The sequence below is a fragment of the Hydrogenimonas cancrithermarum genome (assembly GCF_030296055.1).
In the GTDB taxonomy this organism is placed as follows: Bacteria; Campylobacterota; Campylobacteria; order Campylobacterales; family Hydrogenimonadaceae; genus Hydrogenimonas; species Hydrogenimonas cancrithermarum.
Genome location: NZ_AP027370.1, coordinates 2,000,357 through 2,024,306 on the forward strand (window position 1 = coordinate 2,000,357; position 23,950 = coordinate 2,024,306).

At 51.6% G+C, this 23,950-nt stretch carries 20 protein-coding genes; 15 read left to right on the plus strand and 5 right to left on the minus strand.

Annotated features, from left to right (window positions below; translation table 11 throughout):
• Window positions 1-1,779 carry a diguanylate cyclase gene (locus QUD54_RS10305; protein WP_286336649.1) on the minus strand — a complete coding sequence of 593 codons (1,779 nt, stop codon included), beginning with the start codon at window positions 1,777-1,779 and terminating at the stop codon, window positions 1-3.
• A 183-nt stretch (window positions 1,780-1,962) separates the two neighbouring features.
• On the opposite strand from QUD54_RS10305, the gene QUD54_RS10310 reads away from it, so the two are divergent.
• From QUD54_RS10310 to fumC, 6 genes are all read left to right on the plus strand, one after another.
• Entirely contained in the window at window positions 1,963-3,090 is a 1,128-nt protein-coding gene (locus QUD54_RS10310; protein ID WP_286336650.1) for an SO_0444 family Cu/Zn efflux transporter, read from the plus strand.
• A gap of 110 nt (window positions 3,091-3,200) precedes the next feature.
• Window positions 3,201-5,024 (plus strand): DNA helicase RecQ, encoded by a 1,824-nt coding sequence (gene recQ, locus QUD54_RS10315; RefSeq protein ID WP_286336651.1) that lies wholly within the window; start codon window positions 3,201-3,203, stop codon window positions 5,022-5,024.
• 38 nt (window positions 5,025-5,062) lie between these two features.
• Window positions 5,063-5,338: a hypothetical protein gene (locus QUD54_RS10320; RefSeq protein WP_286336652.1), complete on the plus strand. Its 276-nt coding sequence runs from the start codon at window positions 5,063-5,065 to the stop codon at window positions 5,336-5,338.
• Window positions 5,331-5,576 (plus strand): hypothetical protein, encoded by a 246-nt coding sequence (locus QUD54_RS10325; RefSeq protein ID WP_286336653.1) that lies wholly within the window; start codon window positions 5,331-5,333, stop codon window positions 5,574-5,576. The genes QUD54_RS10320 and QUD54_RS10325 overlap by 8 nt, the downstream gene beginning before the upstream one ends.
• A 24-nt stretch (window positions 5,577-5,600) precedes the next feature.
• On the plus strand, window positions 5,601-5,900 hold the full coding sequence (locus tag QUD54_RS10330) for a chorismate mutase (RefSeq protein ID WP_286336654.1): 300 nt from the start codon (window positions 5,601-5,603) through the stop codon (window positions 5,898-5,900).
• A 120-nt stretch (window positions 5,901-6,020) separates the two neighbouring features.
• The gene (gene fumC / locus QUD54_RS10335; RefSeq protein ID WP_286336655.1) at window positions 6,021-7,418 is read left to right on the plus strand and encodes a class II fumarate hydratase; all 1,398 of its coding nucleotides are present in this window, start codon (window positions 6,021-6,023) and stop codon (window positions 7,416-7,418) included.
• A gap of 9 nt (window positions 7,419-7,427) precedes the next feature.
• Here fumC and QUD54_RS10340 read toward each other — a convergent pair whose 3' ends face one another.
• Window positions 7,428-8,588, minus strand: a complete 1,161-nt coding sequence (locus tag QUD54_RS10340; RefSeq protein WP_286336656.1) for a sensor histidine kinase — start codon at window positions 8,586-8,588, stop codon at window positions 7,428-7,430.
• A complete protein-coding gene (locus QUD54_RS10345) occupies window positions 8,569-9,225 on the minus strand; it encodes a response regulator transcription factor (RefSeq protein WP_286336657.1) in 657 nt (218 codons plus the stop codon). Before QUD54_RS10345 ends, QUD54_RS10340 begins: the two co-directional genes overlap by 20 nt.
• Before the next feature lie 97 nt (window positions 9,226-9,322).
• Between QUD54_RS10345 and QUD54_RS10350 the strand changes: the two genes are divergently transcribed.
• Together QUD54_RS10350 and QUD54_RS10355 are read left to right on the plus strand one after the other, a co-directional pair.
• Window positions 9,323-10,657: a hypothetical protein gene (locus QUD54_RS10350; protein ID WP_286336658.1), complete on the plus strand. Its 1,335-nt coding sequence runs from the start codon at window positions 9,323-9,325 to the stop codon at window positions 10,655-10,657.
• Window positions 10,654-12,522 (plus strand): RND transporter family protein, encoded by a 1,869-nt coding sequence (locus tag QUD54_RS10355; RefSeq protein ID WP_286336659.1) that lies wholly within the window; start codon window positions 10,654-10,656, stop codon window positions 12,520-12,522. Before QUD54_RS10350 ends, QUD54_RS10355 begins: the two co-directional genes overlap by 4 nt.
• Here QUD54_RS10355 and QUD54_RS10360 read toward each other — a convergent pair.
• Both QUD54_RS10360 and QUD54_RS10365 read right to left on the minus strand, forming a co-directional pair.
• The gene (locus tag QUD54_RS10360; protein WP_286336660.1) at window positions 12,503-13,225 is read right to left on the minus strand and encodes an outer membrane lipoprotein-sorting protein; all 723 of its coding nucleotides are present in this window, start codon (window positions 13,223-13,225) and stop codon (window positions 12,503-12,505) included. The genes QUD54_RS10355 and QUD54_RS10360 overlap by 20 nt on opposite strands.
• Entirely contained in the window at window positions 13,222-15,267 is a 2,046-nt protein-coding gene (locus QUD54_RS10365) for a hypothetical protein (protein ID WP_286336661.1), read from the minus strand. The genes QUD54_RS10360 and QUD54_RS10365 overlap by 4 nt, the downstream gene beginning before the upstream one ends.
• Window positions 15,268-15,475: 208 nt before the next feature.
• Here QUD54_RS10365 and QUD54_RS10370 point away from each other — a divergent pair, with 208 nt between their 5' ends.
• The 7 genes from QUD54_RS10370 (at window position 15,476) to QUD54_RS10400 (ending at window position 23,943) form a co-directional block, all read left to right on the plus strand.
• Entirely contained in the window at window positions 15,476-15,859 is a 384-nt protein-coding gene (locus tag QUD54_RS10370) for a FixH family protein (RefSeq protein ID WP_286336662.1), read from the plus strand.
• Between the two features lie 9 nt (window positions 15,860-15,868).
• A complete protein-coding gene (locus QUD54_RS10375; protein ID WP_286336663.1) occupies window positions 15,869-17,068 on the plus strand; it encodes a TolC family protein in 1,200 nt (399 codons plus the stop codon).
• Window positions 17,069-18,061, plus strand: a complete 993-nt coding sequence (locus tag QUD54_RS10380; RefSeq protein WP_286336664.1) for an efflux RND transporter periplasmic adaptor subunit — start codon at window positions 17,069-17,071, stop codon at window positions 18,059-18,061.
• 8 nt (window positions 18,062-18,069) lie between these two features.
• Entirely contained in the window at window positions 18,070-21,177 is a 3,108-nt protein-coding gene (locus QUD54_RS10385) for an efflux RND transporter permease subunit (RefSeq protein WP_286336665.1), read from the plus strand.
• Window positions 21,178-21,270: 93 nt separating this feature from the next.
• Entirely contained in the window at window positions 21,271-21,576 is a 306-nt protein-coding gene (locus tag QUD54_RS10390; RefSeq protein ID WP_286336666.1) for a hypothetical protein, read from the plus strand.
• Between the two features lie 73 nt (window positions 21,577-21,649).
• Window positions 21,650-22,822 (plus strand): TolC family protein, encoded by a 1,173-nt coding sequence (locus tag QUD54_RS10395; RefSeq protein WP_286336667.1) that lies wholly within the window; start codon window positions 21,650-21,652, stop codon window positions 22,820-22,822.
• Window positions 22,819-23,943, plus strand: coding sequence for an efflux RND transporter periplasmic adaptor subunit (locus QUD54_RS10400; RefSeq protein WP_286336668.1), 1,125 nt, complete (start codon window positions 22,819-22,821; stop codon window positions 23,941-23,943). The genes QUD54_RS10395 and QUD54_RS10400 overlap by 4 nt, the downstream gene beginning before the upstream one ends.
• Window positions 23,944-23,950: the final 7 nt, after the last annotated feature.

The following is a 23,950-nucleotide window of genomic DNA, read 5'->3' on the forward strand; positions in this document are numbered from 1 at the left end:
CTAATAGGCGATACGGTTTCGACCCAGCCTTTTGGCTTCGTACATTTTGGAATCGGCTTTCGAGATGAGTGTATCGAGCGTTAGCGCGGACTCCCATTCCGCAGCACCGAAACTTGCGGTGATGGGAACGGGAATGTTGCCGTTTCTGCTTTCGATCTGTTCCCGAAGTTTTCGGGCGATTTGGATGGTATCTGAGAGCGGTGTCTCCGGCAGGATAATCAGAAACTCTTCACCTCCCCATCGAATGATGGAATCGGTCGATCGAAGAGAGTTTTTGATGGCTTTTACAGCTTTGATCAAAACGTTGTCCCCGATCGTATGACCATAGGTATCGTTGATTCGCTTGAAATGGTCTATATCGAAAAAGATGACGGAAAAGGTGTGGCCGTAGCGTTTGGCCCGGGCGATCTCGTGCTCGAGAATCTCGATACCTCTGTGGCGGTTGAGGCTTCCGGTCAGTTTATCGGTATGTGCAAGCCTGTCGAGTTTCATGATCAGTGCATCGCGTTCGAGTTTCGCCTGGATCGATTCCATGCCGAAGGTGACGGTATCGGTGACGCTCTGCCATAGATCCAGCTCCTCTTTGTCGAATGTGTGGTATCGGCTGAACAGAAGAGACAAGACACCCGCTGCTTGCTTTTTCGATTGGATTTTCATCGGTATGGAGATGACGGTGACGATACTCTCTTTTGAGAGTATCTCTTTGAGCGGCGATTGCGCCAGATGGGAGATATCGTCAATGAAAACTATCTGATTGTGTTTTGCGCAAAGAAAAAAGGGAAGGTAGCGGAACTCGTTCCCTTTTTTTGCAAGATCGATAGGCTCGGGTATCAGCCTTTCGAAATCGATTGAAGTTCCTGTAGGAAAAAAACCTGGCTCCAGCCAAGAGGCTTTTTGAATCGTGATGAAACTGGCGACCTCCGGATCGATCTCACCGAGCCTGTTGACAACATCTTGCAAAAACTCTTCGATACTGCGTGAAGAGATGATTTTCTGACTGATTTCCGCATGAAATTTCATCAGAGATTTTATGTAAAATTCTTTTTCGAGCCTCTCCCTGATCTGTTTGTTGGAACGGATAATACAATCGATCGGGTGCCATTGTGTGATGAACTTTTTGCCATGTTCCGGATCTGTTGCACTGGTGGTAGAACCGTTCATGACGATTTCCGATCCATCTTTCTTTCTAAAAATGGCATGAATATGTTCGTTTCCGTTCGCTTGAGACAGCCGTTTGAGCAAAAGAGAATGATCGGTGTCGTGCAGAGGGTTGAACACTCTCTCTATCGGTCGGGAAAGCAACTCATCTTTATGGAACCCGAGGAGTTTTGCAAAAGTGTCGCTTATGGAGAGAATAGTGCCTTCTTCCGAAAACTCCAATGTCAAAAATGTATGATACATACTTTTGAAAAAGTCCCGGATCGTTTCGACGAGCTTGTCCGGTTCAGAGCTTTTGGAGATATATTGGGTGATTCCGAGTTTGATGGCATCGGTGAGATAGAGTGTGTCATCGAACGCTGTCGTGACGAAAATCGGTGTTTCGGGCTTTTTCGTTTTGATCTTTTTGATCATTTCGAGACCGTTCATGTTGGGCATCATGAAATCGGTCACGATCGCATCGGGGTCGTTTTCCAGAAAGAGTCGAAGACCCTCTTCTCCATCGCGAGCCGTATAGAGTATGTCGACATGTTTCTGGAGGTGGGAAGAGATCTTTCGACGGATGATCTCATCATCTTCGACATAGACCACTTTGATAGGTAGCTTTTGAAATTCCTGCAAAAACCGTTCCCTTTTTGCGTAATACGATACAGCAAATCATATTTTGATAAATAATAACATACTTATGTTTCTTTAAACTTAAATTAGAGTAATTTGTACTTTTTTGCATTAAATTAGATAGAATCACCACGGTAGTATGATTAAAATATTTGATAATAGCTCATCTAACCGGAAAGGTTGGGAATGGATCTTTTTTTCGCTTTTTCGATGGCGCTTTGGGAATTGACGGGTGCCATGGCACCCTTTATACTCTTCGGACTCTTTTTCGCAGGCCTGTTGCATGAACTGGTCCCCGGCGATTTCGTTCAAAAACATTTGGGGCGTGACAATGTCGTATCCGTCATCAAGTCGACGTTTTTCGGGATTCCTCTGCCTGTCTGCTCGTGCGGGGTCATACCGCTGGCGGCGGCAATTAAAAAAGAGGGGGCGAGCCGGGGTTCGGTGCTCAGTTTTCTTATCTCGACACCGATTACCGGGGTCGATTCGATTTTGGCGACATTCGGAATGTTCGGCTGGATTTTTACACTATATCGGGTCGTTACATCGGTCGTCATTGCCTTCGTTGCCGGAATTTTGACCAATTTTTACGGGGAAAAAGAGGAGAAAGCAGTGGCAAAACCTCTCTTTTCGGAAGCTGCACCTGAAGCATTGCAGGGGGCTGCTTTTGTCGCGATCCAACCGCAAGAAAGCGGCTCATGCGGCTGTGATGATGTGTGTGCCGAAAGGAAAACGAAGCGCTTTTCGATGAAAGAGGCGATGCGCTACGGTTTTGTGACTCTGATGGGCGATATCGCCAAGCCACTCCTGTGGGGGCTTCTGATCGGTGCGGCGATTACCGTGGCGATTCCGGAAAACTTTGGAGAGTGGCTTGCGGACTATAGTTGGCTGGGATATTTTATCGTTATTCTCATCGCCGTACCGATGTATGTGTGTGCTACCGCGAGCCTTCCCATTGCCGCTTCGTTGGTACTTGGCGGTGTAAGTCTTGGAGCGGCCTTCGTCTTTTTGAGTGCTGGGCCGGCGACCAACACCGTGACGATGGGAGTGGTCAAAAAGATGCTTGGCCCCCGTTCACTCGCGATCTATCTTGCGACAATCATCATCGGGTCGCTGCTGTTCGGCCTCGGGCTCGATCTCTTTTTCGATTCGTTTCAGATCGATCCGCGTTCTGTCGTCCATCTTGAAGAGGAGGGCGGCTGGGTGGCGATCTCCTCTTCGCTTGTGCTGTGGGCATTGATCGTCTGGTTCGTTGCGCAACCGCTGTTTCGTAAACAGAGCTGTTGCAGCCAAGGGAGTTGTTGTGAAAAATAGATCTGGCGTTGTGCGATACGCTCCGTTATACGCCTCGTTTCCAAAATGCATCACATTTGGAAGTGGCGATTTTTGGGTAGAATTGTCCCATCTGAATGTGAGGAGCCGAATTGTCGAATAAAACGGTTGACGTGTTAAAAGAGATTTTCGGACATACCGGGTTTCGGCCTCTGCAGAAAGAGGCGGTCGATACGACGCTGCAAAACCGAGATCTGCTGATGATCCTTCCCACTGGCGGCGGCAAGTCGCTCTGCTATCAGCTTCCCGCACTTCTCAAGAAGGGGGTGACAGTGGTCGTCTCTCCGCTTCTGGCACTGATGCACGACCAGGTGCGTGCATTGAAAATGCAAGGCATCGCTGCGGAGATGATCGGCTCGATGCAGACGCCGCAAGAGATCGGCGAGATCGTCACACGACTTCGTAACGGTGAACTGAAACTTCTCTACGTGGCGCCCGAGCGTTTTTCGGCCTACGGGTTTCTGGATCTTCTCAAATCGATCCCCATCGCGTCGTTTGTCATCGACGAAGCGCACTGTGTGAGTGAGTGGGGTCACGAATTTCGCGAAGATTACCGGCGTCTGCATCTGCTCAAGGAGCAGTTCCCGAACGTTCCCGTCTCCGCATTCACCGCGACGGCGACATCTCAGGTAGAGGCGGACATCGTCCGCCAGCTCGGGCTGAAGAGTCCCGTGCGGCTTCGCGGATCGGTCTACCGGGAGAATCTTCTGGTGCGTGCCGAACCGCGCATTGGCGATGGGAAGCGTCAGCTGTCGGAGTTTCTGGAGCGTTTTGAAGGTGAAAGCGGCATTGTCTACACCTTTACCCGCAACAGTGCCGAAACAGTGGCGGCCTATCTTCAAAAAAGCGGCATCAAAGCGATGGCCTACCATGCAGGTTTGCCAAAAGAGGAGCGTCAGGCGGCGTATCGTGCCTTTGTCCACGACGAAGCCGCCGTCATCGTGGCGACTGTGGCATTTGGCATGGGAATCGACAAATCGAATATCCGTTACGTCGTCCATATGAGTATGCCCAAGACGCTTGAAAACTACTACCAGGAGATCGGCCGGGCGGGGCGTGACGGACTGCCGAGCGAAACACTATTGCTCTATAGCGCCGCCGATGCCGCGCAGCGCGCCTCGTTGATCGAAGGACTGGAAGAGGGAGGCTACAGGCAGAGCGCTTTCGATAAACTCGAAAAGATGGTCGGCTACTGCCGCAGCGAGTCGTGCCGTCACCTGCAGCTGGCCGATTATTTCGGCGAATCGATGGATGCGTGTGGTACGAAGTGCGACAACTGTACGGCACCAACGCACGAACAGCGCGACATCACGATCGAAGCGCGTAAACTTCTTTCCGCGATCTACCGGACTTCCCAGCGGTTTGGGAAAAACCACATCATAGAGCTGCTGCGCGGGAGCGAAAACCGGAAGATACTTCAATTCGGGCACGAGCGCCTTTCTGTCTATGGGATCGGCAAGGAGCTGACGAAGGCGCAATGGGAGGTCGTGACGGAGCGGCTTCAGGAGCTTGGTGCGCTTGCACGGGGCGAACACCGAAACTTCACGATCACCGAAATCGGGGCAGAGATTCTCAAGGGGGGCGCATCGGTTTCGATCAAGGCGTCGCGTTTGGACGTGCAGGAGAAGAGAAAACGGACGCAAAAGGCGGATATGGGGGAAACGGGCGATTTCGATCGTGAAATTTTCGATGAATTGCGCAGAGTACGCAAAGCGATCGCAGACGAGAACCAGGTGCCCGCCTATATCGTCTTTGGCGATAAAACGCTTAAAGAGATGGCAGCAAAGCTCCCGCGAACGAAAGAACAGATGTTGGAGATAAGCGGTATCGGAGAGGTGAAGTTTTCCCGTTTCGGAGAGCCATTTTTGGAGCGTTGCCGCGAACTTGCCGAGCGGGTGCCCGTGCAGGAAGCGTAAGGTATCGGTATAATAGATTATTTCAAAGGAGAGTGACGATGGCAAAGTGTGAAGAGCTGAAAGAGCTGCTTGAGATCGAGGTGATTCCCGATATCGAAGAGGTGATCGACGCGTTGTTCGAGCAGATTGCCGAAGCCAAAAAGGCGGACGATGCAACGAAAGAGGAATATGCCCAGCTGCAGGAGCTGCGCGCTGCCTTTCTGGAGCTGCTTCACGACCTCGAAGCTGCAGATGTGAGCGAAGAGGAGTGTGCCGAAATCTTTTCTGAACTCGAAGAGATGATCGAAGTGTCACAGGAGGATGAGAGTGTGTGAGAGGTTTCAGGAACTGATTGAAAAGGATTTGATACCGTATATCACAGCCGCCAGAGACGAGTTCGCGCGCGAGGATGACGACGAGCGTGTCGAAGAGATGGAGGATCTGATCCGTACATTCGTCGAGATCATCGACGATATCCAAAACGATATCATGGACGAATGGGAGTGTGGGGAACTTTACGAATCGTTCAAGCGTTCTCGTGAAAGCGGCGAGTTTTTGGATAAAATAAGTTGAAACAACCTGAAAAAGGGAATGGAGATGGAAATCAAAACGTGTGATACATTGGAAGAACTGCGCACAGAGGTCGATAAAGTCGATGAGAAGATCGTCGAGTTGATCGCCGTGCGTAACCACTACATCAAGCAGGCAGCGAAGTTCAAGCATACGGTCGACGAGATCAAGGCGGACGAGCGGATCGAGGATATTTTAAACCATGTGCGTCATAAGGCATTGACACTCGGCGTCTCTCCCAACATGGTCGCCGATCTGTACAGACAGATGATCGATGCGATGGTCGAAACGGAGATCGCCGAATTTCGCAACAAAGGCTCTTTTTAAACCACTGAACCTCCATCTGGGCACTCTATAATGCTCTCTCATAAGGGAGAGCTCTTCTTTGTAAGTACTGCACACTACTTGCACAATCAGATACTATTATCCGTTAAAAGGAGTTCTACCGTGAAATTCCGTATAGAAAAAGATACGATGGGAGAGGTCCGTGTTCCCGATGACAGATATTGGGGTGCCCAAACCCAGCGGAGTCTCGAAAACTTTCCCGTCGGGCGTGAAACGATGCCCTTGGAGATCATCCATGCCTACGGTTTTCTGAAAAAGGCGTGTGCCGAGGTCAACCATGAATTGGACACACTGGATGAAAAAAAGGCCGATGCGATAGCCAAAGCGTGCGACGAGTTGATTGCGGGAGTTCTCGACGACCATTTTCCTCTCAAAGTGTGGCAGACGGGAAGCGGAACGCAGAGCCATATGAACGTGAACGAAGTGATCGCCAATCGGGCGACGGAGATTCTCGGTGGCGATTTCAGAAAAGAGAAACTGGTCCATCCAAACGATGATGTCAATATGGCGCAAAGCTCCAACGACACCTTTCCGACCGCCATGCGCATTGCCGTGCTTTCCTCTTTGAAACTCGTTTTGCTTCCGGCGCTCGAACAGCTCGGGGAAGCGCTGGAAGAGAAGGTACGGGCGTTCGATAATATTGTCAAAATAGGGCGTACCCATCTGCAAGATGCCACACCATTGACGCTTGGACAGGAGTTTTCCGGCTATGTGGCGATGATGGATGCGGCGAAAATGCAGATTGAAGAGGCGATGGGATGGTGTGCCCAGCTTCCGATCGGAGGCACGGCCGTCGGAACCGGGATCAATGCACCGAAAGATTTCGATAAAAGGGTGGTCGAAAGAGTCAACAGTTATTTTAACGGCACCTTGACGTTTGCGGTGCAGCCGAACAAGTTTCACGGCTTGACCTCTCATGATGCGGAAACCGTGACAAGTGGTGTCCTCAAAGCGCTGGCGGCCAATCTCATGAAGATCGCCAACGACATCCGCTGGATGGCATCGGGGCCGCGCTGTGGCATCGGGGAGATCACGATACCGGCGAACGAGCCTGGAAGCTCCATTATGCCCGGCAAGGTCAATCCGACGCAGGTGGAGATGGTAACGATGGTCGCCGTGCAGGTAATGGGCAACGATGCGGCGATCGGGTTTGCGGCGAGTCAGGGAAACTTCGAACTCAACGTATTCAAACCGGTCATCGCCTCCAACCTTCTGCATTCGATCCGGCTTCTCGGCGATGCGATGCGGAGTTTCGCGACCCGCTGCGTCGAGGGCATCGAACCCAACCGTGAGAAGATCGAAGCCCATCTTCACAACTCTTTAATGCTCGTCACGGCACTCAACGAGCATATCGGGTACGAAAAGGCGGCGCAGATCGCGAAAAAGGCGTATGAAGAGAATTTGACGCTCAAAGAGGCTGTCCTTGCACTCGGCTATCTGAGTGCGGAGGCGTTCGATCGGTGGGTCGATCCTTTGAAAATGGTAGGCAAAGTGGTATAAAGGCGATTCTCACGTCTGTTTGAAGGTAATGGTAAAGGTGCTTCCTTCACCCTCTTCGGAGTGAACCTCCACTTTGTACCCATAAAGCTTGCAGATGCTCTCGACGATGTTGAGTCCGATGCCAAATCCCCCCTCCACACTGTTTTCTCTATGAAAGCGTTCGAAAATTATTTTGAGTTTCTCTTTGGGTATGCCGATACCCGTGTCGGAAACGGTCAGTACACACTTTTTCAATGTTACGTCGATACGCCCTCCGGGACGGGTATATTTGATCGCATTGTCGAGAAGATTTTTGATGAGCAGTTCGATATGATGGGCATCCGCTTCGACTTGATACGGTTCGATGGAGGTTTTGACATCGACTCTTTTCTGTTCCGCGAGGATCGAGAAGAAATCGATGCTCTCCATCACTTTTTTATCGATCGCGACTCGGGTGAGATGTTCGGGTTCCGGCGACTCCTGTTTAAGCAGCAGAAAACTCAAATCTTCGTAAACCCTCGCTATGAGCCGGCCACTCATCTGAAGCGCTTTGAGATAGATCGGTTTGCACTCCTTTTTTTCTATTTTCTGCAGGGCCAGAAGCATCGTCGTCACGGGCGTATTGAGCTCATGGGTGCTGTCTTTGATAAACCGGTCCATCGTTTCGATCTTTTCCCGCATCGGTTCGAGGAAAAGGCGTCCGAGGTACCATCCGACAAAGACAAGAAAACCATACGCCATCACGGCCATCATCGTTACGTTGCGACTGCACCGGAGCATCTGTCGGTGTAACGAGCAGTCCCGTACGACGATCGCGTCGATTCCCATATGCCCACGTACGCTCCTGTCGATATAGTAGGCACACCCATCTTCGACATACCGGTCACGGCTCAGATCGACCGATTCGGCGATACATCCGCCAATGGCACGGCCGTCGTGACCTATCAGCCGATACTCGCACCCCACACTTTGGGGAATTTCGAAAGGGGTGCCGCGCATCTGTGCATCGACGGCGGAGGCGGAAATCTGCATCGCTTCCATGCGAAGGTGGCTGAATACACGCTCTTTTATCGATTTGGAGTCGATCTGGTAAAAGAGAATCGAAAAAGCGGTGACGACCAGAAAACTCGCCCCCAGATAGATCGCCATAAAACGGAAGAGCGAGCGCTTCTCATAGGGACTCAAAGCCATAGCCGACGCCCCTTTCCGTCACGATGTTGGGCACGAATTTCCGTAAAACTTTGATATAGCTTCGCAAGGTCGCATCGGTGGGTTGCTCTTCGTAACTCCAGATATTTTGCAAGAGCTCTTCTCGCGAAACGATTCGGCCGCGGTTTTTGTAGAGGTAATGGAGGATTTCGGCGGCTTTGGGGGTGAGTAATTCGTTCTTCCCCTCGATTTTCAGTGTATGGGTGGGTATGTCGAAGTAGAGGTTTTCGGCCAGTTGGATCGGTTCTTTTTGGTCGATGCCGTACACACGTACGATATGCTCGATGCGGGCGTCGAGTTCTTCGAATTCGAACGGTTTTTTGATGTAGTCGTCGCATCCCAGGTCAAATCCCTCTTTGAGGTCTTTGCTGCTGTTGCGTGAGGTGATCATGATGGCAGGGGTCATGTCTTTGCGTTCGCGCATGGCATGCAGAAGCTCGAAACCGTCGATGCCGGGTACGTTCACATCAAGAAGAAGCAGATCGAATTTTCCACGCAAAAGTGCATCTTCCGCTTTCTCTCCATCGATGAAGTGTTCGACACTGTGACCACTCTCCTCCAGATGTTCGACCACGAGTTCGGCCAACATCGAATCATCTTCAAGCAATAATATTTTCATGATTCGATTTTAGCATAAACCCTGGTGTTAACTTTGTTTTAATCGCCACCGTAATAATATATTGTTATATTCATACAAAAATTCCACTGGGGTGCCGATGCGGTCTGTTCTTTCTCTCTCTTTTTTTATTTTCACTCTGACGGCAGTGTGGGCCGATTCGTTGTTTCAAAGAGAGAACAGTGCCGTAACCCAACTGTTCCGGACCGATTTCGGAACGTTGCGGGGCTCCTCTTTTCCCTCTGCCCTGTTGCTTTTCGAATCGCAGGCCCAAACCGGGGAGTGGCAGACCGAAGCATCTTTGATCTTTCAGGGAAACGGCGATTTTACCGATACCGGGTTCGATTTCAACCAGCTTTCCATGACCCGCTATCTGGAGGAGGATGAGATAAAGATCGGAAAATTCGTCACCTCCGTAGGGGTATTGGACTATCTCTCTCTCGCCAACGTTCTAAACCCTGTCAGGGCACAGTTTTTCGACGATGCAAATCCAAATATCCGCCGTATTCCCCTCTGGATGGTTCAGGGTACTCTCTCTCCTGCGGACGAAACGACGTTCCGTTTTTTCATCGAGCCTTTCGACAGTCGTTACCAAGATTACACCAGTACCTACCTTTCGATCGCGCTCGACCGCCTTTTGCCGCAATATTTCTCTTCCTACAATCTCGACGACGAGACGCTGGAAGTGATACGAAATGAAATTTTCCTTCCGGCCTATACCCAGGGCATCGCACCCTCCATCAAAAGAAAAGTGGGCAACTACTACAGTTTCGACAACTTTACGCTTGACAAAACAATGATCGGCTTCGATTATACCCATGCGGATTTCGATACCATGGTGGGTGTCAACTGGTTCAACAAATATTCGGAAGTTCCCTTTATCGAAGTCGATCCGGATCTGATCGCACTGATTCAGAACGAAGGGGATGCTGCCGAACATATCAAAGAGTATCTGGATCAAAATGACCTTTCGGTCGTCAAATCGGTCGAAGGGTTTCGTTACAATCAGGTCTCCATCTATGGAGAGGGGGCGTTTTCCGAGTATGGCATGCGTTTCGAGGCTACGTATCGTGATAAAATTCCGTTGATAGACGATTTTTCCGCACTCTTCATGGTCGGGGCGGGTATCGATCACAGCGGCGCTTCCTCATATAACGATTTCGAACTCCAATGGATCTATCTCGACGAGAGTGGACAAAACATATTTGCGACGATCTGGGTCTACAAATATCCTCCATTTTTTTTGAACGGAATTTCCATTCGTCCGGAAAACTATACGATGTACGGCGCTACGGAGGGTGCACATCAAATCAGTTTTCTCCCCAATCTCACATTCGACTATCGGGAACATCTGCAGCTTCGTATTCAGTACCTCTTCTATCCGGACGATGCCTATTACAACACCTTTATGGCCACGTTGGGAGTAAGGTTTTGAGGCTTTCCGGCAAAGTCGCGCTTCTCATCCTCGTCTGGGCCATGCTTTTCTCTCTTGTCGGTAGACTCAACTTCGTTCAGATAGACTGGGAGAGTTTTTTCCCGCAACGTTCCCATGCCGCGATCGAAAAGAGTTGGTTCGCTCCCACTGTTCAATATCTTTTCGTCGAACTTCCGAACGCTGAAGTGCTTGAAGCTTTGAAAAGCCGGGGGGTTGTACGCTCCTTCTATCCCGTTGTGACGGGGCATACCACCCTTTTTCTCATTCTGTTTGAACGTAGGTTGCAACAAGAGGTTCTACGAAGCGTTCGCGATTTTCCCCATGCCGGTACGGTCATGGCTTCGACGATGCTTCTTGAAAATTTCTATGGGGCGCTTCGTAGCTATCTCGGTATCGTGGTCCCTCTGCTTTTGGCCTTCAGCTTTCTCGTTTTTCCTTTGCGCTATTGGATCTCCGTTTTGCTGGAGCTTTCGATCTATCTTCTTTTCAATATGGGGGTACTCTTTCTTTTTCGGATTCCCGTCAGCCCTATATCGATGCTTGCATGGCTCTTTCTTTTTATCTACGCTTTGACGCTGCTCAACTATATGCATCTTGGAGAGATGAATCGCGGAAAACTGGCATTGGGTATCGGCGTTTCCATTGTCACGACATTGATCAGTGCCATCTATCTCAATTTCTCCGATTTCGGTCTCATTCACGAATTCGGAGAGAGTTTGACGCTCGGGCTTCTATTGCTGGGCCTCTTTCTCGTTGTGCGGATGTTTGGAATACGCCACACCCAATTCGTCTCCGTGTGGGTCGAAAGAGTACGTAAAAAGCTTGAGGGGTTTCGTGTTCATCGCCTGTTGTCACTTTTTTACATAGGTGTTCTTGGGCTGCTTCCGTTTTTCGGCAATGCACTCACCATCGATCTCAACCCTTTCAACATTTTTGGAAACGACTCACGGGTACGGGAGGGGATCGCATCGTTCGAAAAGGAACATGTACCGGCTCTCCCTTTTGTGGTTTCGCTTCGATTTGATAATGTCGACGCCGATTTTTACCGCTTCGAAGATGCGAAAAGGTTATCGAAGGCGATCGGAGAGATTGAAAAGAACATTTCAGCAGTGCCTCTCGTGACACTGCACACGCTTTACGAATCGTTCGCCGGACAACCTTTTTCCAAAGCCACAGACGCGAGCTATGCACAATTTCTTCTGGCACTCGAAATGCTGGAAGAGCCTCTTCCCATCTTCACTACGGATGGAAAAACGGCATATCTTACCTATTCGCTTTCGTTGACGACACCCTCCGAAAAGATTCGGGCGCTCGTCGGAAAAATCCGGGAGTTGAACGCGTCTTTCCCGAATGTCACACTTCGGGTGATGGGGAAAGTGGCAGATTTCGAGTTTATGTCGAAACGATTCTTGAACGAAGCGGCCGTCGGATTTGGAATGTCGTTTATTTTCATTCTGGCTTTTTTTCTCTTTTACTGCAAAACATGGCGTATCGTACCGGCCATTGTCGTCAGTGCCTGCTTTCCGCTCGTCATGTTCATCGCTTTTCATATGGCATTCGGTATGCCGTTTACACTGATTTCCATGATCGCCCTTATTCTCTATGCCGGGTTGTACGCCGACTCTTTCATCCACATATTCATCTGTTATGCACAAGAGAAAGGGCGTTGCCTTTCAGCGGTGCTTCGCCCCATCGTCATCTCCAATCTGACGATGATCGCAGCACTTGCGGGAATGGTGTTTTCCGGCTCGATACTCGGCGGTTTCGGCATCGAAATGACGCTGCTACTCTTTTCCAATCTGATCGGGGTTTTCGTTCTGCTTCCTGCACTCCTGATAAGGTGGGTCAGGAACTGCAACGTTTGAGGCGGTTCTTTTTGAAAAGTGTGGCCGAGATGTCGGATGTGATCGTCGATTTGTCGACGCGAAATCTAAGAATACGCTTTTTATCGTGATCGACGATATGCCATGCGAGCACCATCGCCTCTTCACCGATATTTCCGATGTCGTCGATCACGATCTCTTTTTTGAGCCGGCCGTTTTCATAGGTTTCGATTTTTTTCAGCCGTTTCGAGTTTTTTTCGACCAGATAGACGGTAATACATCCCGGCCTCTTCCTCTTCGTGATTTTGTAAAGTTCCCCCGTTTCGGTTTCGATCGTCTCGATGGGGAGAAATGTACCGCTCATGTCGTGCAGTTCGGCATATGAGATTCCCAGCCCCACCGCTTCTTTGTTTTCCTTGTTTTTGGGGATGATCCGAACTCTGCCGAGAGAGGGGAAGTAGACATAGGTCTGTGTCATGGTACCGCTTTTGCGTGTCAGAATCGTTGTACATCGAAGCGTGGATGGAGCCAGGAATCGTATCAAAAGATCGCTGTTGCGGGCATCGTTTTTCTTTGCCACGACAAAGGAGCGTTTTTGAACCCCATTCTCTCTTTCCACTGTCGAGTGCACGAGAAAACGGATGTTTTTATGGGAGAAAAGACGAACGCTTCGTTCGAGTATCTCTTTAGGACTTTCGGCAGAAAGCAGGATGGGTAGTAAAACGAGAATCACATATTTTTTCATGCGGCAGGTGTGCTCCCATCGGTGGTGTTGGTGTCATCCTCTCCCTGCATCGCCTCCATCGCGAGAATCCAGTCGAGCGCATCGAGCGTCACTTCCCTCAAACTCTTCTGATTTTCCAGAACGGCCAGCGCATACTCCTGCATGTTTTCCATCATCTGCTCCGTATTCTTGCCGATCAGCGTCACGATCTGGTCTTTGGTTTGCGGTTTGTACCACTTCCGATCGAGAATCAGTGCAATGCCTGTTAGAATGAGGTTGACGATCAATTTCATGCCCCCGTAGATCAACAGGCCGAAATCGAGGATCAACATCTCTGTATAGACGATCAGCTGTTCGGTATAGACGATACGATCCGACATTTCTCCAATGCGGTCGGCCATCTGCCCGATCTGAACCGCCATCCATAAAACACGATCCGCCATGATGCCGACCTCTTCACCGCGTGATGCGAAGAGGTATCCCCACTCCATGCCCTGCAGTGCGAAGTTGTAGGCGTCATCTTCGATCTTCATCGTAAAACCGTATGCAAGATCGGCCATATGGGTGGCGAAGTCGTAAGCATCCGACTCGGTCTGTGCCGTGAAGGTGTAAGAGAGGTTCGCCATCAGCGATGCGAAATTGTAGGCATCGGTTTCGGTCTGTGTCGTGAAATCGAAAGCGTCCCCTTCCGTAGTCACCGCAAAATTGTACGCCTGTGTCGAAAGTGTATCGATGAGCTCCGTGATGGTCGTCGCCACATCGCCGCTTTCGTCCCCTGTCGTGATGGATGCGATCAGATCGTGAAGATAGCTGTTGAACGTTTCATCGTACGGATTGATCTGTGATCCGAAAAGAAATTCGAAACTCTGCGCTTCCGATCCTTCGGCAAAACCTGCACTCTCTTCCAGGACCGCCTGGAAACCGTTTTGGGCCAGCAGGTTGAAAAGCGATTTGAGTGCCAGAGCGAAGACGGCCATTATTTTGGAGCGTCTTTTCAAATTGTCGACAAGCTCTTGGTCTTCGGGGCTTAGCGTATAACTGCTATCGGCGGAAAGAGCCTCCATGAGCCTTTTGGCTTTCGCCTGGGTATCAGCTGTAACATTCGTCATCACCTGGGTCAGGAACGCCAGAAGAACGGAGACGAGTTGGCTCTGGGTGACGACATTTTGTAAAAAACCGACAAGCTCCTGTTCCTCTTCCGCGCTCAAATCCCGTGTCGAAACGGCGGAAACCTGTGCCGAACCACCCTCCGCGAGTCTGTCCAGCGATATCAGCCCGAAGAGTGAAATCGCCGCGATGACCATCTTCCCGAGGCTTATGACGATATTGTCGTTATCGTCGAAATTGAGGTCGTTCAGACTCTTCTCTTTTACAATCTGGAGCAGTTGATCGATGGCGAGATAGGTCAGTACCGTATAGGCCAATCCTTTGACCTTGTCCTGGTCGAGCAAAAGTTCGAGCGTATTTTTCAACACTTCCATCGAAACCGTCAGGAGGTTGACGATCGTTTCGGAAAAATTCCCTTCCGCGAGTTGCTGAACAAGATCGTTGAAACCATCGAGTGCACCGGTGTCGGTTTCTCGAAGCTGCATCGCCGCAATCGATCGAATCTCCACCGAATCGAGTGCCGTTGCAGTCGTTTTGTCGACTTTGTAGCCGATAAGACGAAGCGAAGCGATCATTTTTTCGAACTGGTGGTTGTACTGCTGCCCGGCGATCTCGTGATAGGTCAGATAGTGTTCCCATACGCTTTTCCCACCGACGCTTCTCAGATAAGAAGCTTCCGGCTGTCGGGTTTTGAAAAACGTACTTGTATCCAGAGCCCCCAATGCACGTTGCATCAAACCTCCGGTGGTACCCGTACCGGTGACTGTCGAAGCCGCCGTTTGGTTGAACTCTCCGAGTGTCGTGTTCAGTCCGCTCTGCTTTCTCTTCAGTGCCGTCACCGAACTGTCGAGCTTTGAAAGCGTTGAAGAACCACCTCCACCACCACATCCGCTGAAAAAGACAGGTCCTGAAAGCGTAGAGGCCGCAGCTACACTGATAAAACTTCTCCTATCCATCGCCACTCCTTATTTATATAAATTTTACTAATCCATGATAACTGATGAATGATTAGTTCAATATTAAATTAACTTATATGTTTAACTTCTTTTTACCATTTCGAAAAATTATTTTACGGGTTTTTGGATGCATTTATTCGCCATTCCACACTTTTTCCACACTTCTTTTTTACAATCCCTCAACCAAACAACACAAAAGGAGAAAGCAATGAGACTATTGCCATTCGCAGCAACCATTCTGCTCGCATTTATATCCCTTCAGGCGGCCGCGTTCGAAAAGACGGCCAGGTATAGAAACCTGAAAGTCGAAATGGTTTCGGACAAACCGCTGACACCGGGCACGAATCGCCTCAAACTCAAAGTTCTCAAAGGGGGCATGCCGCTCGACGACGCCAAAGTGGCGCTCAAAATCTTCATGCCGGCGATGCCGGGCATGCCCTACATGGAATCCAAAACGGTAGCCAAGCCGCTTGGCGACGGCCTGTACGAAGCGACCTTCAATACGGCGATGGGCGGTACGTGGCAGGTGTACATCTTCGTAACGACCAAAGCGGGCAAAAAGTACCGCATCAAAACTTCATTGAACTTATAGGAACAAAAGATGCGACTTTGGCTTCTTTTCATCGTGTTTGTGGCATCTGTGCAAGCAACGACCTTGCAACAACTTATCGATTCGGCACTTGCGAACCATCCAAGTTTGGATGTTGCCAAATCACGCATTGCAGCGGCCGACTATGCCGTGCAGCGGGCGAAAAACTTCGACAATCCGGTACTGGGGCTCTCGGTCAACGACCTTCGGCTCGACGATTTCACAAACCGCTCACTCGAACCGATGCAGACCCAGGCCGTAACACTGTCGCAGAAAATCCCCTGGTTCGGCAAACGTGAGACCAAAAAAGCGATCGAAGAGGCCAAAAAGTCACTGCTTTTTGCTTCAATGAAGGAAGCCGAAGCGGAGCTCGTCGCACGCATCAGGCAAAACGGCTACCGCATTTGGGAGATCGAGCGCCTGATCGCCATTACACGCGACACGATCGCGCTGACTGAGCAGAACATTGAACTCTACGAAGCCTACACCGCTTCGAGCGAATCGGGCAACACCCATATGGGCATCATGTCCGCCGAACTGGTCAAGTCACGTCTGAAAACTTCGCTGAGCCGCTTTGAGGCACAAAAAGCCCAAACCCTCGCACTGCTCGAATATCTGAGCTTTCAAAGTATCGATCATCTGCAAGTCGATCTTCCTGCCGAGAAACTTCTGCCGCTGCAAAAGCTGAAAGAGAAAATTGTTCAAAGCCCTTCGCTTAAAAGCAAAATGGCGGGAAAAGATGTCGTGAAAGAGAAGCTCTCGCTTGCCAGAACGCAAACCAGTATCGATCCGGTGCTTCGTGTCGGCTACTACCAGCGGGCATCTTACGACGATTATATTTCGATCGGTGTCGGCTTCGCAATGCCGGTCTACGGTACTGAAAAGAGCAAAATCGAAGAGACACGGGCCAATCTTCTGGCACAACGAAGCAACGTTGCCGATACGAAAATGAGACTGACTGCCAAACTCGAAGAACTCTATGCGAGAGCGAAAAGCGAACGAGAAATCCTGCAGATCGTCAAAAACGAGAGCCTGCCGCAGATCGGCCATATGTTTGACCTGATCCGTGCCGACATCGCCGCAGGCGGGGATCTTTATAAATTCGTCGATCTTGTTGAACAAAAGTTGGCTCTGGAAGCTCAGGCGATCTTGGCGCGGGCGAATTTTCACAAAACAATGGCACAGATCGATGCCCTTTTAGGAGAATATTAAATGAAAAAACTCTGGATATGGCTGATCCCTTTGGGGCTCATGGCCGAACCGCCGAGCGTCGAGCAGCTCTTCAACGTGCAGACGGTGAAGGTGAAAAAAGTGACCACGGCTTACGAAAAAAGTTTTTACGGTCTGCTCAAAGCCGACGAACGGCGTATCGTCGACGTCGTACCGCGATTCGGCGGCTTCGTCGTCGAACTCTATGCCGACAGGATCTACACCCGCATCAAGAAGGGTGAAGCGTTGGCCAAAGTCTACTCGCCGGAAGTTTTCAAGGCCAAAGAGGAGTATCTCAACTCTCTGCGTTACGCAAAGAAACGGGGCAATAGGGGGATGGTCGAAAGTGCCAAGCGCAAGCTTCAGCTATTGGGCATCGATAATAATGAGATCGTACAATGCACAAAAACAGGCAGAGCCGACCCCTACACTCTCATCCGCGCCCCGCAAAGCGGATATCTTTTTGGAAAGGATCTTTTTAATGGGAGTGCGTTCAATGCCAAGTCACGCATCTTCCGTATTGTAGGATTGGAGAATATCTGGGTCGAAGCCAAAATCAGCGAACCCGACATTCCGCGCGTCATGGGGGCCAAAGCGTTTTCGGTGACGACCAAAGCGGTCAGCGGAACGTTTGAAGCCAAGCATCCGTTTCTCTATCCGTCCATCGATCCACAAAGCGCACTGGCAACACTGCGACTCGATGTCAAAAATGAAAATGGAAAACTGATGCCCGGCATGTTCGCCACGCTGCATGCCAAAAGCGCTCCCAAAGCGATGCTGGTCCTGCCGAGGAGGGCCGTCATACGCAAGATGAACCGCTGGTACGTCTTCAAAGCAGGCGAATTCGAAGGGGAGTACGAACCGGTGGAGGTCTCCATCAAACCGATCGACAACGAACGATATGCCATTCTTTCGGGGCTCTCGGAAGGCGATGAAGTGGTGAACAATGCCTTGTTCATGATCGACAGCGATGCGCAGATCAATGGATCGTTTTAGGTGCCGCCATGATTGAAAAGATCATCGATTTCAGCGTCAAAAACCGTTTCCTGGTCCTTATGGCGACGCTTTTCATTATCATGGGTTCGATCTGGGCCGTTCGCAACACACCGCTGGATGCCCTGCCTGACCTCTCGCCGCCGCAGGTGATCGTACAGGTCAAATGGAACGGTCAGAGCCCGAACATCATCGAAGACCAGGCGACCTATCCGCTCATTACAAAGTTTCTGGCCATCGCCGACATCGAAACGGTGCGCGGTTTTTCGACCTACGAAAATGCGCTCATCTACATCATCTTCAAGGACGGTACCGACTTCTACTGGGGCCGCAGCCGCGTCCTCGAGCAACTGGCAGCCATTCAAAGCAGACTGCCGCCGGGTGTGGAAGTGTCGCTGGGGCCCGACGCGTCGGGAGTCGGCTGGGTCTACGAGTACGCGTTGGTCTCCCAAACCAAAAACCTCGCCGAACTGCGTACCCTGCAGGATTACACCTTCAAATACGCCCTGATGGGCGTCGACGGCGTCAGTGACGTCGCGACCATCGGCGGCTTCGTGCCGACCTGGCAGGTGACGGTGAGCAACGATGCGCTGGTGCGCCACAATCTCTCCATCGGCGACGTGGCCCGCGTACTGAAAGCCAACAACAACGACACGGGCGGACGCATCGTCATCCAGAACGGCTACGAGTGGATGGTGCAGGCGCGCGGTTACATTCGAAACAGGGGCGACATCCGCAACCTCGTCATCGTGCAGCGTGACGGCGTGCCGGTCACCATCGGTGACATCGGACGCGTCGAAGTGGTGCCGGCACCTCGCCGCGGCATCGCCGATCTCAACGGTGAAGGGGAAGTGGTCGGTGGCATCGTGATGGTCCGCTACGGTGAAGACGCCTACCGCGTCATCGAGCATGTCAAAAAGAAGCTGAACGAGATCGAAGTCGAGGGTGTCGATATCGTCGAAACCTACGATCGCAGCGGGCTCATCGAAAAGGCGGTCGATACGCTCAAAAACACGCTCTTTGAAGAGAGCCTCATCGTCGTCGTTGTCATCGCCCTCTTTCTGGTGCATCTGCGCAGCTCCCTGATCGTGCTGATCATCCTGCCCCTGACGATCGGCATGACCTTTTTGCTGATGAAACTCTTCGGCATCGGCAGCAACATCATGAGCCTCGGCGGCATCGCCATCGCGATCGGCGCGATGGTCGACGCTTCGATCGTCATGATAGAAAACGCCCACAAGGCGATCCTCAAAATCGTCGAAGAGAAAGGTTCGATCACGAACGAAGAGCGTATCGCCGCCATCGTAAGCGCTTCCAAAACGGTCGGACGCCCCATCTTTTTCGCACTGGCACTCGTCGTGGTCTCATTTCTGCCCATCTTCGCGCTTTCGGGCCAGGAGGGACTGCTCTTCACCCCGTTGGCGTTTACCAAAACCTTCGCGATGACGGCAGGTGCACTGCTGGCGGTGACCCTGGTACCGGTGCTGATGGTCTGGTTCGTGCGCGGCAAGATCCCGAGTGAGAAAAAGAACCCGCTCAACCGTTTTTTCATCTGGCTCTACCACCCGCTGCTGATCGTGGGACTGAAATTCAAGTATCTCATCATCTTGGCCGCCGTCCTTTTGCTGGCGTGGATGGTGCCGGTGTACGAAAAGCTCAAGTGGGAATTCATGCCGCCTCTCAACGAACAGACCTTCATGTATATGCCGGTCACGCCGTACGGCATCAGCGTGGACCTCAGCAAAGCGCTGACGCAAAAGACCGACAAGATCATCAAGAGCTTCCCGGAAGTGGCCACGGTCTTCGGCAAGGGCGGCCGTGCCGACACGGCGACCGACCCGGCACCGCTGGGGATGCTGGAGACCATCATCACCTTCAAACCCAAAAGCGAGTGGCGGGAAGGGATGACTTACGAAAAACTGCAGCAAGAGTTCGAAGACGCCCTGCAGGTGCCGGGCCTCGTCAACTCCTGGACCTACCCTATCCGAGGGCGCATCGACATGCTGCTTAGCGGCATCCGGACGCCGCTTGGCATCAAGCTCTACGGCGATGACCCCAAAACGCTGCAAACCGTCGGAGTCGTGATCGAAGAGAAGCTGCGCGGCATGGGTGAGACGATGTCGGTCTTCGCCGACCAGTCGGATGCGGGCTACTACATCGACATCGACATCGACGAAACGGCGCTGGCGCGCTACGGTATCACGAAAAAGAGATTGCTCGAATATACCTCTTCGGGCATCGGCGGCATGAAAGTGAGTACGATGATCAAAGGGTTGGAGCGTTACCCCATTGCCGTGCGCTTCGAAGAGGAAGACCGCCGCACGATCGAGGCGATCCGCAACATTCAGGTCAAGACGCCGCTGGGATTCGTGCCGCTCTCTACGCTGGCGAATGTCCACTACAAAGAGAGCGCCTCGGTCATCAAGACCGAAATGGCCAAACCGGTCACCTTCATCTACATCACGCCGCGCAGCGGCATCAGCCCGGCCGAGTACAAAGAGAAGGCACAAGCCATGTTGCGCGACTTGAAGCTGCCGGCCGGTTATTACATCGAGTGGGCGGGGCAGTCGGAGTATCTGGAGAGCGCGATGCGAAAGATTTCCTGGATCGCCCCGACGGTGCTGCTGGTCATTCTGGTGCTGATCTACTTCGCACTTAAAAAGATCGTGCCGACACTCATCGTCTTTTTCACGCTGCCCTTCGCGCTGCTGGGCGGCCTGCTCTACATCGACTGGCTCGATTTCAACATGAGCGTCGCCGTCATCGTCGGTTTCCTGGCACTGCTGGGTGTCGCGGCCGAAACGGCGATCATCATGATCGTCTATCTGCAGGAGAGCGTGCATGAAGCGAAAGAGCGTTACGGAACGCTCGACAAGAAGCAGCTTCGAAAAGCGATCTTCGAAGGCGCCGTACAGCGGGTGCGACCGAAACTGATGACCGTCTTCGCGATCCTGGCCGGATTGCTGCCGATTATGGTCAGCCACGGCGTCGGCAGCGAAGTGATGCAGCGCATCGCCGCCCCGATGATCGGCGGCGTCGTCAGCTCGGCGGTGCTGAGCCTGTTGATCATTCCGATTTTGTACGAGATTTACGCGGCACGCAGGTATTTGTCGAACTGACATCAAAGGAGTATTCCATGTTAGCAGGCAATTTATTGACAACTATTCTCAAATAGGTTAGAATGAACCACTGATCTTACGAAAGGAGAGCACGTGGGCAAAAAAGCGATTCATCTGATGCTGCTGTTGTCGCTTTTTTTGAATATTGCGCATGCCACCGTCATCTCCTTGACTGAATCGTGCGACCATGAAACGGTTTGCGAATATGTGATCGAGCTCGATCACGGGAGTGATTGCGGGGATCTGTGCGATATGCACCATATGTTTCACCTCAGTGCCATACCCACCGCAACACTCCTCGTCATTCCCGGACTTTCGATCTCCGCAAGCGTCGATTACAGCCCGGGGCACTATCTGCCGCCCCATCTCGAACCCTCCTACCGCCCTCCTATCGTTTAATCTTTCTCCAAAACAACTGAATCACTCCTTATCTAATTTAAGGAGAACTCTACCCATTTTACAAGGATGAACGATGAAACTCTTTCTGACTATCTGTCTATGCGCCGCTGCAGGCTTTGCCGTCGACTTCAAGACATTTGAAACAATGGCGCTCCAAAATGCCCCGGCGATGCAGGCGGCCCGGCTCGAGAACAATGCTGCGAAACTTCAGGGGCGTATCGCACTGCGTTACGCCAACCCGTCGATCGAGGGGGAAGTGAGCGGCTTCGACGCCGATGCCGGAGGAAGCGATACCGGCTGGCGCACCGCGATTTCGCAGCCTGTTCGGGTTTTCGGACTGGGTCATGACCTGCAACGCTATGCCGACAGGCTGAACATTCTGGCGGAGAAAGGGTACGAAAAGGGCCGTGCCGGCTTTATGGTGCAGCTTCGCCACCGCTATGTCGATTATGTCAAGGCCGTACACGCCAAAGCGCTCCTGGAACAGAAGATCGCACTGGCCAAACGGCTCGAGACGATCGCGCAGGAGCGTTTCGAAAACGGTGCCGGCACCCGTGCCAAAGTGATGCAGGCGTCGCTACAGCGCATCGCGGCCGAAACGAAGTTGATCGAAGGGCAAAGAGAGATCGTTGCACGCTACTACGACCTGCTGGCAGATGCGGGGATGACAGAACAGGTGACACTCGATGCAGCCTTTCTCTACCCTGTCGAAGTCGACAACCACGCCGATACGGCATTGAAAAATCCCGAGCTCCAAGCCATGCAGGCTCTAAGCAACCTCTATGAGGCCGAAGCGAAGACCCACGACCGCTCCATCAAAGCCTACCAGCTGTTTGCGGAGTATGAAGAGGAACCCGACCAGTCGATTGCACGCTTCGGTGTCGGGATCGACCTTCCTCTTTTCAACCGGAACAAAGAAGAGTACCAGCTGGCCCGTATCCGTGTGCAGCAGGCTTCATTGCGAGTGGCACAGCTCAAAAGTGAGCAAAAAGCGCAACTCGAATCGCTGCAGCTACAGCTGGCGACACTCGGAAAACACTATGCGGCACTCAAACAGCGGCTCGAAAAAGAACAAGAACTTCTATCGCTTTTCGAAGAGGGGTACCGCGCAGCGCAGAGTTCGCTGCTCGATCTCATTCAGACTAAAAACGCCCTCATCGATACGAAGCGGCAGCTGCTCGAGACCGAGTATCTGGCCAATCTCTACCACATCCAAATCGATTATCTGAAAGGTAAATTGAAATGAAAAAAATATCACTTTTTATAGTTTTTACATTTGTTCTGCAGGCTTCCGACATCGTCATCGAAAAGGCGACGATGCAGAGCTTCGGCAAACAGCTGCGCGTCAACGCCAAGATCGTGCAACTCTCCAACCAGCGCCAGCAGATCGTTTCGCGTCTTGGCGGGCATCTGGAAACCTATTATGTCGAACCTGGACAAACGGTTAAAAGAGGGGGCAAAATCGCCAAGATCCAATCGCTCGAGCTTTCCAAAATGACGGCCGACTATCTTGCACTCGGCAAGAAGATCGAAGCAGTCCGGGAACGTCTTGCATCGACGAAAAAGCTCTATGAAAAAGGTTTGGCTTCCAAGCAGGATCTCAACCGGGAACAGATCGCGCTGGCAGGTGTGGAAGCCGATCGCAACGCACTCGCTTCACAGCTTCGATCGCTCGGGATCGACCCGGGGCGACTGAAAAGCGCAACCGATACGCTGATCATCCATGCCCATGCCGACGGTCTGGTGAGCCGCCTGCTGGTACCGCTGCACACCAATGTGAGCGCCGAAACGCCGATCGTCTCGCTGGTCCAGAAGAGCGGTTACTACGCCGTCGCCTATATCGGTGTCAAGGAGGCACTGAAGATGCCCGAAAAGGTCGAAGGGAGACTCTATATCGGTGACGAAAGCTTCAGTTGCCGCTACCTCTATCTCATGCCCAAAGTCGATGAAGAGACACAGCGCGCACAGATGCTTTTCTGGATCGAAAGCAGCGACAAGCCGCTGCTGCTGAATGCCTTCGCCGAAATGGATATCGATCTGCCGCCGTACGAAAAACGTGTCGCCGTGAAGCGGTCGGCACTGACGATGTTCGAAGGGGAGTGGGTCGTTTTCGTACCCAAAGCCGGAGAGGGGCATGAAAAGCATGAACATGAGGGGCATGAGGAACACGACGAACATGGCGAAGAGGATGAAGAGCATCACCATGAAGAGGTCCCTTTCGAAACACGTGTCGTCGAAATCATCGCGTCTTTTGGTGATTTCGCCGCGGTCAAAGGTATCGAGCCAGGCGTTGCCTACGTCGCTGATGGGGTTTACTTCGTCAAGTCGATGATGCTCAAGTCCGAACTCGGCGGGCATGGGCATTGAGGATGAT

Coding starts and splice junctions, on each gene's coding strand:
- QUD54_RS10375 (WP_286336663.1), top strand. CDS start 15,869: ATGCGACTTTGGCTTCTTTTCATCGTGTTTGTGGCATCTGTGCAAGCA.
- QUD54_RS10320 (WP_286336652.1), top strand. CDS start 5,063: ATGGCAAAGTGTGAAGAGCTGAAAGAGCTGCTTGAGATCGAGGTGATT.
- QUD54_RS10395 (WP_286336667.1), top strand. CDS start 21,650: ATGAAACTCTTTCTGACTATCTGTCTATGCGCCGCTGCAGGCTTTGCC.
- QUD54_RS10400 (WP_286336668.1), top strand. CDS start 22,819: ATGAAAAAAATATCACTTTTTATAGTTTTTACATTTGTTCTGCAGGCT.
- QUD54_RS10370 (WP_286336662.1), top strand. CDS start 15,476: ATGAGACTATTGCCATTCGCAGCAACCATTCTGCTCGCATTTATATCC.
- QUD54_RS10330 (WP_286336654.1), top strand. CDS start 5,601: ATGGAAATCAAAACGTGTGATACATTGGAAGAACTGCGCACAGAGGTC.
- QUD54_RS10310 (WP_286336650.1), top strand. CDS start 1,963: ATGGATCTTTTTTTCGCTTTTTCGATGGCGCTTTGGGAATTGACGGGT.
- QUD54_RS10340 (WP_286336656.1), bottom strand. CDS start 8,588: ATGGCTTTGAGTCCCTATGAGAAGCGCTCGCTCTTCCGTTTTATGGCG.
- QUD54_RS10365 (WP_286336661.1), bottom strand. CDS start 15,267: ATGGATAGGAGAAGTTTTATCAGTGTAGCTGCGGCCTCTACGCTTTCA.
- QUD54_RS10380 (WP_286336664.1), top strand. CDS start 17,069: ATGAAAAAACTCTGGATATGGCTGATCCCTTTGGGGCTCATGGCCGAA.
- QUD54_RS10345 (WP_286336657.1), bottom strand. CDS start 9,225: ATGAAAATATTATTGCTTGAAGATGATTCGATGTTGGCCGAACTCGTG.
- QUD54_RS10385 (WP_286336665.1), top strand. CDS start 18,070: ATGATTGAAAAGATCATCGATTTCAGCGTCAAAAACCGTTTCCTGGTC.
- QUD54_RS10350 (WP_286336658.1), top strand. CDS start 9,323: ATGCGGTCTGTTCTTTCTCTCTCTTTTTTTATTTTCACTCTGACGGCA.
- QUD54_RS10360 (WP_286336660.1), bottom strand. CDS start 13,225: ATGAAAAAATATGTGATTCTCGTTTTACTACCCATCCTGCTTTCTGCC.